Origin of the sequence: Amorphoplanes digitatis, assembly GCF_014205335.1 — a bacterium.
Taxonomy (GTDB): Bacteria; Actinomycetota; Actinomycetes; order Mycobacteriales; family Micromonosporaceae; genus Actinoplanes; species Actinoplanes digitatus.
In genome coordinates this window covers 3,820,497-3,835,176 of sequence record NZ_JACHNH010000001.1, presented here as the reverse complement: position 1 = coordinate 3,835,176, position 14,680 = coordinate 3,820,497, and the positions used below count along the sequence as shown (strand labels likewise).

General features: G+C 74.8%; 15 protein-coding genes. 12 read left to right on the top strand and 3 right to left on the bottom strand.

Translation table 11 applies throughout. The features are described from left to right. Positions 1 to 103 precede the first annotated feature (103 nt). The 9 genes from BJ971_RS16595 to BJ971_RS16555 are packed head-to-tail and all read left to right on the top strand — an operon-like array spanning position 104 to position 7,235. Positions 104 to 1,243, top strand: a complete 1,140-nt coding sequence (locus tag BJ971_RS16595; protein ID WP_184994112.1) for a 4-hydroxybenzoate 3-monooxygenase — start codon at positions 104 to 106, stop codon at positions 1,241 to 1,243. Then, on the top strand, positions 1,240 to 2,043 hold the full coding sequence (locus BJ971_RS16590) for a CoA transferase subunit A (protein ID WP_184994109.1): 804 nt from the start codon (positions 1,240 to 1,242) through the stop codon (positions 2,041 to 2,043). The genes BJ971_RS16595 and BJ971_RS16590 overlap by 4 nt, the downstream gene beginning before the upstream one ends. Beyond that, positions 2,040 to 2,798 (top strand): CoA-transferase subunit beta, encoded by a 759-nt coding sequence (locus BJ971_RS16585; protein WP_184994107.1) that lies wholly within the window; start codon positions 2,040 to 2,042, stop codon positions 2,796 to 2,798. The genes BJ971_RS16590 and BJ971_RS16585 overlap by 4 nt, the downstream gene beginning before the upstream one ends. Then, positions 2,795 to 3,466 carry a protocatechuate 3,4-dioxygenase subunit beta gene (gene pcaH / locus BJ971_RS16580; RefSeq protein WP_184994105.1) on the top strand — a complete coding sequence of 224 codons (672 nt, stop codon included), beginning with the start codon at positions 2,795 to 2,797 and terminating at the stop codon, positions 3,464 to 3,466. The genes BJ971_RS16585 and pcaH overlap by 4 nt, the downstream gene beginning before the upstream one ends. Next, positions 3,463 to 3,978 (top strand): protocatechuate 3,4-dioxygenase subunit alpha, encoded by a 516-nt coding sequence (pcaG, locus tag BJ971_RS16575; RefSeq protein WP_184994103.1) that lies wholly within the window; start codon positions 3,463 to 3,465, stop codon positions 3,976 to 3,978. The genes pcaH and pcaG overlap by 4 nt, the downstream gene beginning before the upstream one ends. Next, complete coding sequence (locus tag BJ971_RS16570; RefSeq protein ID WP_184994101.1) at positions 3,953 to 5,293, top strand: lyase family protein; 1,341 nt, start codon at positions 3,953 to 3,955, stop codon at positions 5,291 to 5,293. Before pcaG ends, BJ971_RS16570 begins: the two co-directional genes overlap by 26 nt. Continuing rightward, positions 5,290 to 6,060: a 3-oxoadipate enol-lactonase gene (gene pcaD, locus BJ971_RS16565; protein WP_184994099.1), complete on the top strand. Its 771-nt coding sequence runs from the start codon at positions 5,290 to 5,292 to the stop codon at positions 6,058 to 6,060. The genes BJ971_RS16570 and pcaD overlap by 4 nt, the downstream gene beginning before the upstream one ends. Beyond that, positions 6,053 to 6,433 carry a 4-carboxymuconolactone decarboxylase gene (pcaC, locus tag BJ971_RS16560; RefSeq protein ID WP_184994097.1) on the top strand — a complete coding sequence of 127 codons (381 nt, stop codon included), beginning with the start codon at positions 6,053 to 6,055 and terminating at the stop codon, positions 6,431 to 6,433. The genes pcaD and pcaC overlap by 8 nt, the downstream gene beginning before the upstream one ends. Positions 6,434 to 6,449: 16 nt before the next feature. Then, positions 6,450 to 7,235, top strand: a complete 786-nt coding sequence (locus tag BJ971_RS16555) for an IclR family transcriptional regulator domain-containing protein (RefSeq protein ID WP_184994095.1) — start codon at positions 6,450 to 6,452, stop codon at positions 7,233 to 7,235. Here the strand turns inward: BJ971_RS16555 and BJ971_RS16550 are convergent. Further along, the gene (locus BJ971_RS16550; RefSeq protein ID WP_184994093.1) at positions 7,216 to 8,271 is read right to left on the bottom strand and encodes a GGDEF domain-containing protein; all 1,056 of its coding nucleotides are present in this window, start codon (positions 8,269 to 8,271) and stop codon (positions 7,216 to 7,218) included. The two genes, BJ971_RS16555 and BJ971_RS16550, sit on opposite strands and share 20 nt — an antisense overlap. A gap of 142 nt (positions 8,272 to 8,413) precedes the next feature. Beyond that, positions 8,414 to 9,841 (bottom strand): MocR-like pyridoxine biosynthesis transcription factor PdxR, encoded by a 1,428-nt coding sequence (gene pdxR / locus BJ971_RS16545; protein WP_184994084.1) that lies wholly within the window; start codon positions 9,839 to 9,841, stop codon positions 8,414 to 8,416. Positions 9,842 to 9,900: 59 nt separating this feature from the next. On the opposite strand from pdxR, the gene BJ971_RS16540 reads away from it, so the two are divergent. The 3 genes from BJ971_RS16540 (at position 9,901) to BJ971_RS16530 (ending at position 14,097) form a co-directional block, all read left to right on the top strand. Beyond that, a complete protein-coding gene (locus BJ971_RS16540) occupies positions 9,901 to 10,794 on the top strand; it encodes a DMT family transporter (RefSeq protein WP_377885305.1) in 894 nt (297 codons plus the stop codon). A 174-nt stretch (positions 10,795 to 10,968) separates the two neighbouring features. After that, positions 10,969 to 11,838 (top strand): SemiSWEET transporter, encoded by an 870-nt coding sequence (locus BJ971_RS16535; RefSeq protein ID WP_184994080.1) that lies wholly within the window; start codon positions 10,969 to 10,971, stop codon positions 11,836 to 11,838. Positions 11,839 to 11,862: 24 nt separating this feature from the next. Beyond that, complete coding sequence (locus BJ971_RS16530) at positions 11,863 to 14,097, top strand: putative bifunctional diguanylate cyclase/phosphodiesterase (protein ID WP_184994078.1); 2,235 nt, start codon at positions 11,863 to 11,865, stop codon at positions 14,095 to 14,097. Here the strand turns inward: BJ971_RS16530 and BJ971_RS16525 are convergent. Further along, positions 14,078 to 14,680, bottom strand: a complete 603-nt coding sequence (locus BJ971_RS16525) for a DUF305 domain-containing protein (RefSeq protein WP_184994076.1) — start codon at positions 14,678 to 14,680, stop codon at positions 14,078 to 14,080. The genes BJ971_RS16530 and BJ971_RS16525 overlap by 20 nt on opposite strands.

The window sequence follows — 14,680 nt, the reverse complement described above, 5'->3', positions numbered from 1 at the left end:
TGTTGTTGTGCGCTCTCCGCACGTAAGTTCTCATGGAGAACGTAGGCGCGGGCCCCGGCCCGAGTCAACGATCGAGATCGATCCGCTACCTGGGAGGTCGGACGTGCGTACCCAAGTCGGCATCGTGGGGGCCGGCCCGGCGGGTCTGGTGCTGGCCCGGCTGCTGGAGCGGGAGGGCATCGACTCCGTCGTGCTGGAGCGACGCTCTCGATCCTATGTGGAGGGCCGGGTCCGCGCGGGTGTCCTCGAACACGGCACCGCCGACCTGCTCGACGAGCTCGGCGTCGGCGCCCGGATGCGCCGCGAGGGCATGGTGCACCGCGGCATCGAGCTGCGCTTCGACGGCGTCGGCCACCGCATCGACCTGGAGGGGCTGACCGGCAGGACCATCACCGTGTACGGCCAGCAGGAGGTCGTCAAGGACCTGATCGCCGCCCGGATACCCACCGGGCCGCTGCACTTCGAGGCCGAGGTCACCGGCGTCGACGGCACCGTCGTCGCGTACAAGCACGACGGGGTGGAGCGGCGGCTGGAGTGCGACTTCGTGGCCGGCTGCGACGGCTCGCACGGCGTCGCCCGGGCCGCCGCGCCGCCCGGTGCGCTGACCGCCGCCGAGCGCGTGCACCCGTACGCGTGGCTGGGCATCCTGGCCCGCGCGCCCGCCGCCGCGCAGGAGCTGGTCTACGCGTACCACGAACGGGGTTTCGCCCTGCACAGCATGCGGACCCCCGGCATAGTGCGGCTGTATCTACAGGTGGAACCCGGCACCGACCTGGCCGACTGGCCCGACGCCCGTATCTGGGACGAGCTGCGGACCCGGCTCGGGCTGCCGCTCGAGGAGGGCGAAGTGCTGGAACGGGGGGTGACGCCGATGCGCAGCATCGTGGTCGAGCCGATGCGCGCGGGCCGGCTGTTCCTGGCCGGCGACGCGGCGCACATCGTCCCGCCCACCGGCGCCAAGGGGCTCAACCTGGCCGTCGCCGACGTACGGGTGCTGGCCGAGGCGCTGACGGCGTACTACCGCGACGGCTCGCAGGAGCTGCTCGACGCGTACTCGGCGACCTGCCTGAAGCGGGTGTGGCAGGTGCAGCGCTTCTCCAACTGGATGACCACGATGCTGCACCGCCACGCCGGCGACGACCGGTTCGGCCACCGGGTGCAGCTCGCCGAGCTGGCGTACGTGACGGGCTCGACGGCCGCGGCGACCACCCTGGCCGAGAACTACGTCGGGCTGCCGCGTTGACCGCCCGCATCGTCCCGCTCGCCGAGGCGGTCGCCGAGCTCGTCCACGACGGCGACACCGTCGCCCTCGAGGGCTTCACCCACCTCATCCCGGTCGCCGCCGGACAGGAGATCATCCGGCAGGGCCTCCGCGGGCTGACCCTGGTGCGGATGACCCCGGACATCGTCTACGACCAGCTCATCGGCGCCGGCTGCGCGGCGAGGCTGGTCTTCTCCTGGGCCGGCAACCCCGGCGTCGGGTCGCTGCACCGCTTCCGCGACGCCGTGCAGAACTCCTGGCCGGCGCCGCTGGAGATCGAGGAGCACAGCCACGCGGGGATGGCCAACCGCTACGTCGCCGGCGCGTCCGGGCTGCCCTTCGCGGTGCTGCGCGGCTACCTCGGCACCGACCTGAGCGAGCACACGGCCACCATCGCGCCGATCCGGTGTCCGTTCACCGGCGAGACGCTCACCGCCGTGCCGGCGCTCAACCCGGACGTCGGCATCGTGCACGCCCAGCGCGCCGACCGGCACGGCAACGTGCAGTACTGGGGCATCACCGGGGTGCACAAGGAGGTCGTGCTCGCCTCCGCCCGCTCCCTGGTCACGGTCGAGGAGCTGGTCGACGAGCTGACCCCGGTGCCGGGCGCGGTCGTGCTGCCCGGCTGGGCGCTCACCCGGGTCTCGGTGGTGCCCGGCGGCGCGCACCCCTCGTACGCGATGGGCTACAGCGACCGCGACAACGACTACTACCAGGCCTGGGACGCCATCAGCCGGGACCGGCAGTCGTTCCAGGAGTGGCTTGCGGGGGTCAAGGCATGACGTGGAGTGCGGACGAGATGATGACGGTCGCCGCGGCACGGGTGCTGCGGGGCGACAGCCGCTGCTTCGTCGGTATCGGCCTGCCCAGCACCGCCGCGAACCTGGCCCGCCGCACCCACGCGCCGGACCTGGTCCTGGTCTACGAGTCCGGCACCATCGGCGCCAAGCCGGACCGGCTGCCGCTCTCCATCGGCGACGGCGTGCTCGCGGAGACCGCCGACGCCGTGGTCAGCGTCCCGGAGATGTTCAACTACTGGTTGCAGCCCGGCCGGATCGGCATCGGCTTCCTCGGCGCCGCGCAGATCGACCGCTACGCCAACATCAACACCACGGTGATCGGCGACGACTACGCCGGCCCCCGGGTGCGGCTGCCCGGCGCGGGCGGCGCACCCGAGATCGCCGCGTCCTGCGGCGAGGTCATCGTGGTGGTGCGCCAGAGCGCCCGGACGTTCGTCGACCGGGTCGACTTCGTCACCTCGGTCGGGCACGGCAAGGGACCGGGCGACCGGGAACGCCTCGGCCTGCGCGGCCGCGGGCCGGTCCTGGTCATCACCGACCTCGGCGTCCTGGAGCCGGACCCGGACGACCGGGAGCTGACCCTCACCCGGGTGCACCCGGGCGTGACCGCCGAGCAGGCCGTCGCGGCGACGGGCTGGCCGCTGCGGGTCGCCGCCACGATGACCACCACCGAGCCGCCGAGCGAGGCGGAGCTGACCGCGCTGCGCGCGCTGACCGGATCGCAGGAGACGACATGAACCCACACCCACCGCTGCTCTCCCCCGGATACGGGTCGACGCTGCTGCGCGCGCCGCGGCAGGAGCCGATCCTGCTGCCGCACCCGCTCGCCGACCTGACCGGCCCGGCGCTGGGCGAGGGCCCGGTCGCGGCCGCCGACGCGGACCTGACCGCCGGCCCGGACGGCGAGGCGCAGGGCCAGCGGATCGTGGTGCACGGGCAGGTCCGCGACGCGGACGGCAGGCCGGTGCGCGACACGCTGCTGGAGGTGTGGCAGGCCAACGCGGCCGGCCGCTACCGGCACCGGTGGGACCGGCACGACGCGCCGCTGGACCCGCACTTCACCGGGGTCGGGCGGGCCCTGACCGACGCGCAGGGCCGGTACCGCTTCGTGACGGTCAAGCCGGGCGCATACCCGTGGGGCAACCACGCCAACGCGTGGCGGCCCGCGCACATCCACTTCTCGGTCTTCGGGCGCGCGTTCACCCAGCGCCTGGTCACCCAGATGTACTTCCCCGACGACCCGCTCTTCGCCTACGACCCCATCTACAACTCGGTGCCCGAGTTCGCCCGGGACCGGCTCGTCGCGGGCTTCGACCTGTCCGCGACGGTCGAGTCGTGGGCGCTGGGCTACCGCTTCGACATCGTCCTGGCCGGAACGGGCGCGACCCCGATGGAGACCCCGTGAGCGGGCCCGAGACGCCGTCGCAGACCGTCGGCCCGTACCTGTCGATCGGGCTGTCCTGGGACGAGGGGCCGCTGGTGGTGCCGGACGACGCGCCCGGCGCGGTGTGGTTGCGCGGCGAGATCCGCGACGGCGGCGGCGAGGTGGTACAGGATGCGCTGGTGGAGACCTGGCAGGCCGGCCCGGACGGCGAGTTCCACGCGCCCGGGTTCCGCGGCTTCGGCCGCTGCCCGACCGACGACGACGGCCGGTACGCGATACGCACCGTCAAGCCCGGCGCGGTCGCCGGGCACGCGCCGCGCATCGACGTGACCGTCTTCGCCCGCGGGCTGCTGCACCGGGTGATGACCCGCGTCTACTTCGCCGACGAGCCGTCGGCGAACGCGGCCGACCCGGTCCTCGCGGCCGTGCCCGCCGAGCGGCGCGCCACCCTGGTCGCCGAGCGCACCGAGGACGGCTACCGCTTCGACATCACCCTCCAGGGCCCCGATGAGACCGTCTTCTTCGCCGTCTGAGCACGCCGGGCTCTTCGACGGCGTGCTCGCGGCCGGCGGCGTCCGGGCCGAGGTCGGCGACGCCGCCTGGGTGCGCGCCCTGCTCGACGCCGAGGCGGCCCTGGCCCGGGCGGCGGCGCGGGCCGGGCTGGCGTCCGGCGCCGACGCCGAGGCCGTCGCCGCGGCCTGCGCGGTGCTCGTCGTGGACCCCGGCGAGCTGGGCGCCGAGGCCGCCGCCACCGGCAACCCGGTCGTCGCGCTGATCACGCGGCTGCGCGCGGCCGTGCCGGGCGACGCCGCCGGCCTCGTGCACCGCGGTGCCACCAGCCAGGACATCGTGGACACCGCCGCGATGCTCGTCGCCAAGCGCGCGCTGGAGCCGCTGCTTGCCGACCTGGCCGCCGCGGCCGGCCTCACCGCCGCGCTGGCGCGGGAGCACCGGCACACCCTCGTCGCCGGCCGCACGCTGCTCCAGCAGGCGCTGCCGACCACGTTCGGCCTGATCGCCGCGGGCTGGCTGACCGGCCTGGACACCGCACGCCGGCGGCTCGCCGAGGTCCGCGACCACCGCCTCGCGGCCCAGCTCGGCGGCGCGGCCGGCACCCTCGCCGCCTACGCGCCGGACCCCGGCGCCGTCGACGCCGGTACCGCGATGCTGGCCGCCTACAGCGCCGAGCTGGGCCTGGCCGAGCCGGAGCTGCCCTGGCACACCGAGCGGACCCGCATCGCCGACCTCGCCGCCGCCCTGGGCACCGCGGCGGGCGCGATCGCCAAGGTCGCCCGCGACCTCGTCCTGCACGCGCAGACCGAGGTCGGCGAGGTCACCGAGGGCGGCGACGCCGGCGGCTCCTCGACGCTGCCGCACAAGCACAACCCGATCCGGGCGATCAGCGCGTGCGCCGCCGCGGCGCAGGCGCCCGGACTGGTGGCGACCCTGCTCTCCGCCATGGCGCACGAACACCAGCGCGCCGCCGGCAGCTGGCACGCCGAGTGGCTGCCGCTGCGCGCGCTGCTCACCCGCACCGGCTCCGCCGCGTTCCAGCTCCGCGCGGCCCTGGAGGGCCTGCGGGTCGACCCCGGGCGGATGCGCGCCAACCTCGAGCTCACCCACGGCGCGCTGCTTGCCGAGCGGGTCGCCGCCGCGCTGGGCCCGGCGCTGGGCGACCGGGCACCCGCCGTGGTCCGCGCGGCGGCCGCCCGCGGCGACCTGGCCGGCGACCCCGAGATCACCGCGCACCTGGAACCGGCCCGGCTGGCCGCGCTGCTCGATCCCGCCACCTATGTGGGCAGCGCCGACGCCCTGATCGACCGCGCGCTGCGTGCGGCGGCACGATGAGCGCGGCGGTGACGGTGCACCACCGCGAGGACGGGCCGCGGGACGCGCCCGCGCTGCTTCTGATCAATTCGCTCGGCGCGGACCTGTCCATGTGGGAGCCGCAGATCCCCGCGCTGTCGCGGCGGTTCCGGGTCATCCGGTACGACGCCCGCGGGCACGGGCGCTCACCCGTACCCCCGGGCCGTTACGCCCTGGCCGACCTCGGGCGCGACGCGCTCGACCTGCTGGACCGCCTCGGCGTCGCGCGGGCGCACGTCTGCGGGCTGTCGCTGGGCGGAATGACCGCCATGTGGCTCGCCGCGCACGCGGGCGAACGGGTCGACCGGCTGGTCCTGTTCTGCACGTCCGCCCTGCTCGGGCCGGGCTCGGCGTGGGCCGAGCGCGCCGCGCTGGTCCGGGCCGAGGGCACCGCCGCGGTCGCCGGCGCGGTCGTCGCCCGCTGGGTGACACCCGGCTACGCGGCGGAACACCCCGCGGTGGCCGGCCGGCTGCGGGACATGGTCGCGGCCACCCCGGCGATCGGGTACGCGGGCGCGTGCGCCGCGATCGAGGAGATGGACCTGCGCGCCGACCTGCCCGGCATCCACGCGCCGACCCTGGTGGTCGCCGGCGCCGACGATCCGGCGACGCCGCCCGCGCACGGTGCGGCCATCGCCGCGGCCGTGCCCGGCGCCCGCCTCGAGGTGCTGGCCGGCGCCGCGCACCTGGCCAGCTTCGAGCAGGCCGACACCGCGAACCGACTGATCCTGGAGGCGCTGGATGGATGATCTTCACGAGGGCGGCATGTCGGTGCGCCGCGAGGTGCTCGGCGACGCGCACGTGGACCGCGCCGTCGCCGGGACCACGGACTTCACCGCGACGTTCCAGGACTTCATCACCCGGTACGCCTGGGGCTCGGTCTGGGCCCGCGACGGCCTGGACCGGCGCACCCGCAGCTGCGTCACCCTGGCCGTGCTCACGGCGCTGCACTGCCACGAGGAGCTGGCAATGCACGTGCGCGCCGCCCGCCGCATCGGCCTGACACCCGAGGAGATCGGCGAGGTGCTGCTGCACACCGCGGTCTACGCCGGGGTGCCCGCCGCCAACGCCGCGTTCAAGATCGCCCAGGGTGCCCTGGCCGACGACGAAGCCACCGCGTGACGCTATGGTGCAAACAATGACTGACCAGGTCCGCGAGCCGCACTTCGTGCAGTCGCTGGAGCGCGGGCTCGCCGTCATCCGGGCCTTCGACGCCCACCATGCCGAGCTCACGCTCAGCGAGGTCGCGCGCATCTGCGACCTGACCCGGGCCGCGGCCCGGCGCTTCCTGCTCACCCTCACCGACCTCGGCTACGTGCGCACCGACGGGCGGCTCTTCTCGCTGACGCCGCGCGTGCTCGAGCTCGGCTACTCGTTCCTGTCCAGCCTGTCGCTGCCCGAGGTGGCCCTGCCGCACCTGGAGCGGCTCGTCGAACAGGTGCACGAGTCGTCGTCGGTGTCGGTGCTCGACGGCGACGACATCGTCTACGTGGCCCGGGTGCCCACCCGGCGGATCATGACGGTGGCGATCAACGTGGGCACGCGGTTCCCGGCGTACGCGACGTCGATGGGCCGGGTGCTGATCGCCAACCTGCCCGGTGACCAGGTCGGCGCGTACCTCGAACGGATCCGGCTGGAACGGCTCACCGACCGCACCGTCGCGTCGGTGGGTGCGCTGAAGTCCGAGCTCGAGCGGGTCCGCGAGCAGGGCTACGCGATCGTGGATCAGGAGCTGGAGCAGGGGCTGCGGTCGATGGCGGCGCCGCTGCGCGACCGCTCCGGTGCGGTGAGCGCCGCCGTGAACGTCTCCGTGCACGCCAGCCGCACGTCTGTCGCCGCGATGCGGGCCGACCTGCTGCCGCCGCTGCTGGCGGCGGCCGAGCGGATCACCGCCGACCTGCGGATCACGGCACCGGGGCGTTAGCGCGCCGCTTCTCGGTGTACATCGCCACGTCCGCGGCCGCGACGAGCCGGGAGAAGTCCTCACCGGCCCGCCCGATGGCGTAACCGATGCTGGCGCCGACGCGGTGCACGCCGGTGTCGCCGCAGATCGGCTCGGCGATCGCCGCGCGCAGCCGCCGCGCGGTCGCCGGTAGGACGTCCTCGAGGTCGTCGCCGGCCAGCACCGCGACGAACTCGTCCCCGCCGGTCCGGGCGAGCACGTCGGCGCCGCGCAGGTGGTGCCGCAGGCGCTCGGCCACGACCCGCAGCACCTCGTCGCCCGCCTCGTGGCCGGCCGCGTCGTTGACCTTCTTGAAGCCGTCCAGGTCGACCACGAGCACACCCGCCTGCCGCGCGCCGAGACCCGGCAGCGCGGCGATGCGGGACATGAGCAGGGCGCGGTTGGCCAGCCCGGTGAGGCTGTCGTGCGTCGCCGCGTACTCCGCCGCGGCCTGGCTGCGCTCGAGCCGGGAGTGCAGGCGGGCGTGCTGGATGGCGATGGCCGCGTGCTCGGCGAAGAACTCCAGGATCTCCTGCTGCTGCGGCCCGGGCCGCAGACCGCCCCGCGGCAGGTCGACGCTGAGCACGCCCAGCCACTCACCCGACGGCGCCATCAGCGGCGCGAAGAGGCAGTCCAGCGGGTGCCACCGCGCCGGGTCGTCGCTGGCCTCGATGTCGGGCACCCAGACGTAGAGCGACTCCGGCACCCCGAAGCGGTGGTCGACGAAGTAGAGCGAGCCCCAGCGCTCGGCCCGGCGGAACAGCTCGGCCCAGTTCTCCGCCGAGCCGCTCTTGCCGAGCAGCTCCCGGCGCACGTCGTCGCTGCCGGCGACCGCGACGGTGGTGTAGTCGCCGTTCTGCTCGGCCAGGTTGACCGCCGCGAGGCCGAAGCCGGCCGCCTCGACGACTCCACACACGACCGCGTCGAGGGTCTCGGTCAGGTCAAGGCTGGCGTGCACGCGCTTGGTGACCGCGTGCAGCGCCCGCAGGGCCTGCAACTGCGGATCGGAGGGGGTCAAACCTGGCTCCCTTCACCGCCATCGTGATCAACCGACCGTAGTGCATGTACCTACAGCTCGTGGAGCCCCGGATCGCGCCGCCGGCACGCGGGCTCAGCTCAGGCGGGACAAGACCGCCGCCCGTCCGGGCGTGTCGCGCGCCTCACGGCGCCCGGTGCCCGCGCCTGAGCGCGGCGGCGATCCGGCGGGCGGCCTCCTGGAGGCGGTCCGGCGGCAGCGCGGCGTAGCCGAGGACCAGGCCCGGCGGGCCGTCGAGCTGCCGGTGCCAGGACAGCGGATGCACCCGTACGCCGGTGCGCTCGATCCGCCGCGCGAGTTCCGTGTCGTCGCCGGTACCCGGCAATGTGATCAGCAGGTGCAGCCCGGCGGCGACGCCCTCGACCCGCGCCGAGGGCAGGTGCTCGGCCAGGCCGCTCAGCAGGGCGTCGCGGCGGGCGCGCTGGCGGCGGCGGACCGTGCGCAGGTGCCGCTCGTAGTCGCCGGCCGCGAGCAGGTGCGCGAAGATCAGCTGCGGCAGGGCGGGGTTGCCGAGGTCGCTGGCGTGCTTGGCGGTGACCAGCTCGGCGTGCAGCCGGCGCGGCGCGATCAGCCAGCCCAGGCGCATGCCCGGTGCGAGGGACTTGGAGACGCTGCCGGCGTACGCGACCCGCTCGGGCCCCGAGCCCTGTAGCGCGGCCACCGGGGCGCGGTCGTAGCGGTGCTCGGCGTCGTAGTCGTCCTCGATGATCAGGCCGGACCCGTCGCGCAGGGCGGGCCGGTCCAGCAGCGCGCGGCGGCGGGCCGGGCTCAGCACCACACCGGTCGGGAACTGGTGCGCCGGGGTGAGCAGGACGTTCTCCAGGCCGCCCGCGTCGAGTTCGTCCACGCGGATGCCCTGGTCGTCGACCGGGATCGGCACGGTCCGCAGCCCCCAGTGCTCGAGCTCCTCGCGGGTGCCGCGCGACCCGGGGTCCTCGACCGCGACCGCGGCGACCCCCCGCGACCGCAGCGACTGCGACAGCAGCGCCAGGGCCTGCGCGACCCCGCCGGTGACGATGAGATCGTCGGCGGCCGCCCGCACTCCGCGGGTCCGGGCGAGCCAGCTCGCGAGCTCACCGCGCAGTCGCGGGCTGCCGCGCGGGTCGCCGTAGCCGAGATCGGCGTTGCTGGCGCCCGCGAGCACGATCCGCTCGGCGCGCAGCCAGGCCGCCCGGGGAAACGCCGACAGGTCCGGCACGCCCGGTGAGAGGTCCAGCTCGATGTCGGCCGACGGCGGCAGCGGCAGCCACATCCCGGAGGCGTCCCGCGGGCGGCTCTCCCCGCGCGGCATGCCCGCGGGCGCGATCACCACGGTGCCGGCGCCGGTGCGCCCGCTGAGCAGCCCCTCGTCGGTGAGCCGCTGGTATGCCTCGACGACGACGCCGCGGGAGAGGCCGAGCTCGGCGGCGAGCACGCGGGTGGCGGGCAGCCGGGCCCCGGCCGGGAGGCTGCCGCCGGCGATCGCGGCCCGCAGCACGTCCACCAGCCAGGTGGTGACGCCCTTGGCCGGGGCGGCACCGGCGTAGAGCTCCAGGAAGTCGACTTGGTCCACCTCCCTGTCCCCAGATTGGTTCTTCTGGAGGGACCATATCGCCCCGGAGCATGGTCCGCGTGTCCCGATTACTTCCCGTCGCCGCCGGCGCGGCCGGCATGGTCTGCGTCGGCGGCAGCGTCGCCGTCTCCGGGGTCCTCGCCGACGCGCCCCTGTTCACCACCCAGGCGGCGCGCTACGCCCTGGCCTGCCTGCTGCTTGTCGCCTTCGCCCGGCTCAGCCGGTCCGGGCTGGTACGGCCGCGCGGCGCGGAGTGGCTCTGGCTCGCCGGCATCGCCGCGACCGGGCTCGTCGTCTTCAACCTGGCGCTGGTGCAGGGCGCCAAGCACGCCGAGCCGGCCGTCCTCGGCGTCGCGGTCGCCTGCGTGCCGCTGCTGCTGGCGGCGGCCGGGCCGGTGCTGGAGGGCCACGGCCCGCGCCGGCCGGTCCTGGCCGGCGCGCTCGTGGTGACCCTCGGCGCGGCGCTGGTGCAGGGCCTGGGCCGCACCGACGGGACCGGCGTGGCGTGGGCGGCGGTGGCGTTCGGCTGCGAGGCCGCGTTCACGCTGCTCGCCGTTCCGGTGCTGGGACGGCACGGCCCGGTCGGGGTGTCCGTGCACACCACCTGGCTGGCGGTGGCGATGCTGGCGGTGCTCGGCCCGCTGCACGAGGGTCCGGCCGCGATAACCCGGCTGAGCCGGACGGACCTGCTGGCCGGCGCCTATCTCGCGGTCGCGGTGACGGCGGTGGCGTTCGTGCTCTGGTACGCGTGCGTGTCCCGGATCGGCGCGGGACGGGCGGGCCTGCTGACCGGCATCGCCCCGATCGCGGCGGCGCTGGCCGGGGTGGCCCTCGGCGGGCCCGCGCCGCGGGCCGGGGTCTGGATGGGCATCGCCGTGGTGTCGGCGGGGCTCGTGATCGGCCTGCACGGCACCCCGGCTCCGCGCCCGGCGGTCCTGGTCACGGCCGATTGAGCGGAGTCGCCACAACGTCGGCTCGATCCGACCGGACTTAGGTGCGAAACGGTGGTTTCCGCCCGTGTCACCCATCACGGAGGGATCTCGTCAGGCCGGCCGTGCCGGGGGCGATGGGGAGGGTGGCCGCGGGTCGACCGGCCGATACCGCACACCCTCTACCGGAAACGGATTATGCACTCCTCTGCTGTTCTCGGCTGGCTCGGCGCCGCCCTGTCCATGACCCTCCTCTGGCCCCAGGTCTGGCGTTCGGTCGCCAAGGGCCACACGAACGGTCTCTGCGCCGTCGCCTGCTGGCAGGGCGTCGCGATGCCGGTCGGCTGGATCGTCTACGGGCTGCTGACCGGTGAGGCCGTCCAGGTGGTCACGAACACGGTGACCGGGCTCGCCGGGCTGTTGATCCTGGCGGTGCTGCTGGTCAAGCGGGGTGAGCTGCGTAGCGGGCGCAGGCTGCTGACCGGCGCGGCCGGCGCGGCGGCCGTGGTCTGCGCCGCGGCGCTCAGCGCGGCGCTGGCCGCGACCACGCACCTCGGCACCCCGCGGGTCGCGACGGCCCTCGGCCTGGTGCTCGCGGTCGCCGCGACGCTCTCGGCGGTGCCGCAGCCGCTGTCGCTGCTGCGCGACCGCACCCAGGACCTGGCGGGCCTGTCGCCGCTGCGCTGGCGGCTCTCGGCGGCCTGTACCGCCTGCTGGTCCGCGTACGGCGTGGCCACCGGCCAGGTGGCGGTCTGGCTGTCCGCGTCCGTCGGCCTGGCCGCCGCGCTGATCGTGTGCTGGATCATCACGACCGCCGGCCGGACCACGGCGACGCGCACGGCCACCGCGCCCGCCGGTGCCCCGGCGATCCGGCCGCACTCCACCGGCACCCGCATCGTCCACCCGGCCGCCGCCTTCGCGGGCGCGGCCCGTCCCGCCCCGGCGATGCGCCCGCGCGCCGCCACGAGGAACCCGCTCCGTCCGCCCGGGCGACCGGTCCGGCCACAACCAGGTGGCAACCGCCCGTTCACTCAGGCCGGTGCAGGGCACGCCGATCTTGCCCATTAACGGCCGAGGGACGGGAGTTCGACTATGCGTGGTTGGCTTCCGGCCGGTGGCGGGCTTCGCGACGAGGACTGGACGCGTCGTCATCGGCTGTTGACGCTGCTGCTCGCGGTAATCGTGCTCGCCCTGACCGTCTACGGCTACACGCAGGACCGGCTCGACTCGGCCTGGCTGTTCACCGTCGGCCTGATCCTGCCGTGCGTGGTCGGCGCGGTGCTGCTGCGCCCGCGGCGGCTGCCCTCGATCTTCGTCGCCGTCGGCCTGACCATCGCGTGTGGCGGATTCGTCGCCATGTCCGGCGGGCAGACCGAGGCGCACTTCGCGTTCTTCATCGCCATCGCCGCGCTGGCGCTGTACCGCGACTGGACGCCCTTCTGCGTGTTCCTGGTCGGCACCACCCTGCACCACGCCGTCTTCGGCGCCCTGGTCGCCGAGCGCACCTACGACCACCACAGCGCCGTGGCGCGCCCCTGGCTCTGGGCGGTGGTGCACGGCTGCGCCGTGCTGGCGGCGGCGACGTTCCAGGTGGTGGCCTGGCGGCTGACCGAGGCCGAGGAGCGGCGGGCTCAGGACAGCCTCGCGGCGAGCCAGGCCCAGCTGAGCGTGGCGTTCGACGAGACACCCGTGCCGATGGCCATGATCGCGCCCGACGGCGGGTTACTGCGCGTCAACTCGGCGTTCCGGGGCTGGCTCGGCCTGCCCGAGCAGCTCGCGCCGGGCTACTCCCTGGCCGACCTGCCCGTCACCCCGGAGGGCACCGAGACCGGCACGCTCATCAGGCAACTGATGAGCGCGCCCGACGCCACCACAACGATCACCCAGGCGTACCGGCGTCACGACGACGGCTCGCTGATGTGGGTCGAGACGCACAGCAACGGCCTGCGCGACCGCCGCGGCCGGATCCAGTCGGTCTTCCTGCACTGCCTGGACGTCACCCGGCAGCAGGAGCACGAGGCCGCGCTGCGCCGCCAGGTGCGACAGGACTCGCTCACCGGGCTGCTGTCGCGGTCGGCGTTCGAGGTCGACCTTGTCGAGCTGCTCGGCGCGAGCGACGGCCCGGTGTCGGTGCTCTACCTCGACGTGGACCGGTTCAAGGCGATAAACGACGGATCCGGCCACTCCGCCGGCGACGACGTGCTGCGCGCCCTGGCCGCCCGGCTGGAGCTGACCGTGCCGCGCGGCTCGGTGATCGCCCGGCTCGGCGGCGACGAGTTCGTGGTCGCGCACCCCGGCCCGGTGGCGTCCGGACTCGAGACCGGCCGGGCGGTGCTGGCGTCGCTGGCGCAGCCGCTGCCGGTCACCGGCGGGCGGCTCCAGCTGGCGGTGAGCATCGGCCTCGCCCTCGCGCACCGCCCCGAGCAGGCGGAGCAGGCCGTGCTGGCCGCCGACACCGCCATGTACGCGGCCAAGCGCGCCGGCGGCAACCGCCTGGAGATCTTCAACGACGAGATGCGGGTGGCGGTGCAGCAGCGCATCACCGCGGAGTCGCGACTGCGGCAGGCGCTGGACGGCGACCGGGTGGCGACCCTGCCGGTCTGGTTCCAGCCCATCGTCTCCCCCGCCACCGGACTCATCGTCGGCGCCGAGGCCCTGGTCCGGATGTGGACCACCGAGGGCGAGCTGCTCGCGCCGGGCCACTTCATCCCGACCGCCGAGGAGACCGGGCTGGTGGTGCCGCTCGGCGAGCACGTGCTCGCGGAGGCGCTGCGCCACCTGCACCGGTGGCGCCACGAGCTGGGCTACGTCTCGGTGAACGTCAGCCCGCGGCAGCTGTCCGAGCCGGACTTCGTCCCGAAGCTCGCCCGGATGCTGGCCGTCAGCGGCCTGGACGACCCGTCGCGGCTGGTCCTGGAGATCACCGAGACCGCGCTGCTGTCCAACTCCCTCGACCTGCGCAACCGGCTGCACGCCATCAAGGCGCTGGGCGTACGCATCGCCCTCGACGACTTCGGCACCGGGTACAGCTCGCTGACCTGGCTCCAGTCCGTACCCGCGGACATCGTGAAGCTGGACCGCTCGTTCGTCGCCGGCCTGGCCGACGACACCCGCAAGGCGTCGATCATCTCCGCCGTGCTCTGGCTGGCACACTCGCTGAACATGTCCGTGGTCGCCGAGGGCGTCGAGGACCTGGCGGACTGGGAGGCGCTGCGCGCCGCCGAATGCCCGGCCATCCAGGGCTACTTCTTCAGCCCGCCGGTCACCGCCGACGACTTCCACCAGATGCTCACCCCGGCACGCGGGGTCACCCTGGAAGCGGCGTAACGAGCAGGGCGCGCATGGCGTCGTTCTCCGCCGTCTGCTCGTTGACGACGTGCGCCGCCAGGGACCTGATGTAGCGGTTCCCGCCGGTCTCCAGCACCGAGCGGGCCATGGTGATCGCGCCGGTGTGGTGCGCGATCATCTGCCGCAGGAACGACCGGGCCGCCGCCGCGGGCGCCGCGGTCCCGACCTCGCGCAGCTGGTCCTCGGTCAGCATGCCGTGCGCCGCGGCGTCACCGCCGTGCATCCGCAGCATGGCCGGGTCCGCCGGGTCGGCGGCCGGGCGGCCCCAGGCGATCAGCCAGGCGTTGATCTCGTCGATCTCGCGCTGCTGGTCCTGTGCGATGAAGCCGGCGACGTGGTGCACGCGCTCGGGCACGCCAGGCCTCGCGAGCAGGATCCGGCTCAGCCGGACCGCCTGCGCGTGGTGCGCGACCATCATCCGGGCGAACAGCACGTCGATCGCGCGCGGCGCGGCGACGGTCGCGGCGACGGCGACCGGTTCGGGCCGGGGCGCCTCGGCGGCACAGCCCGCCAAGGCCGCCATGGCCAGGAACAGGGTCAGAACCGATCCGGGTACGGACAC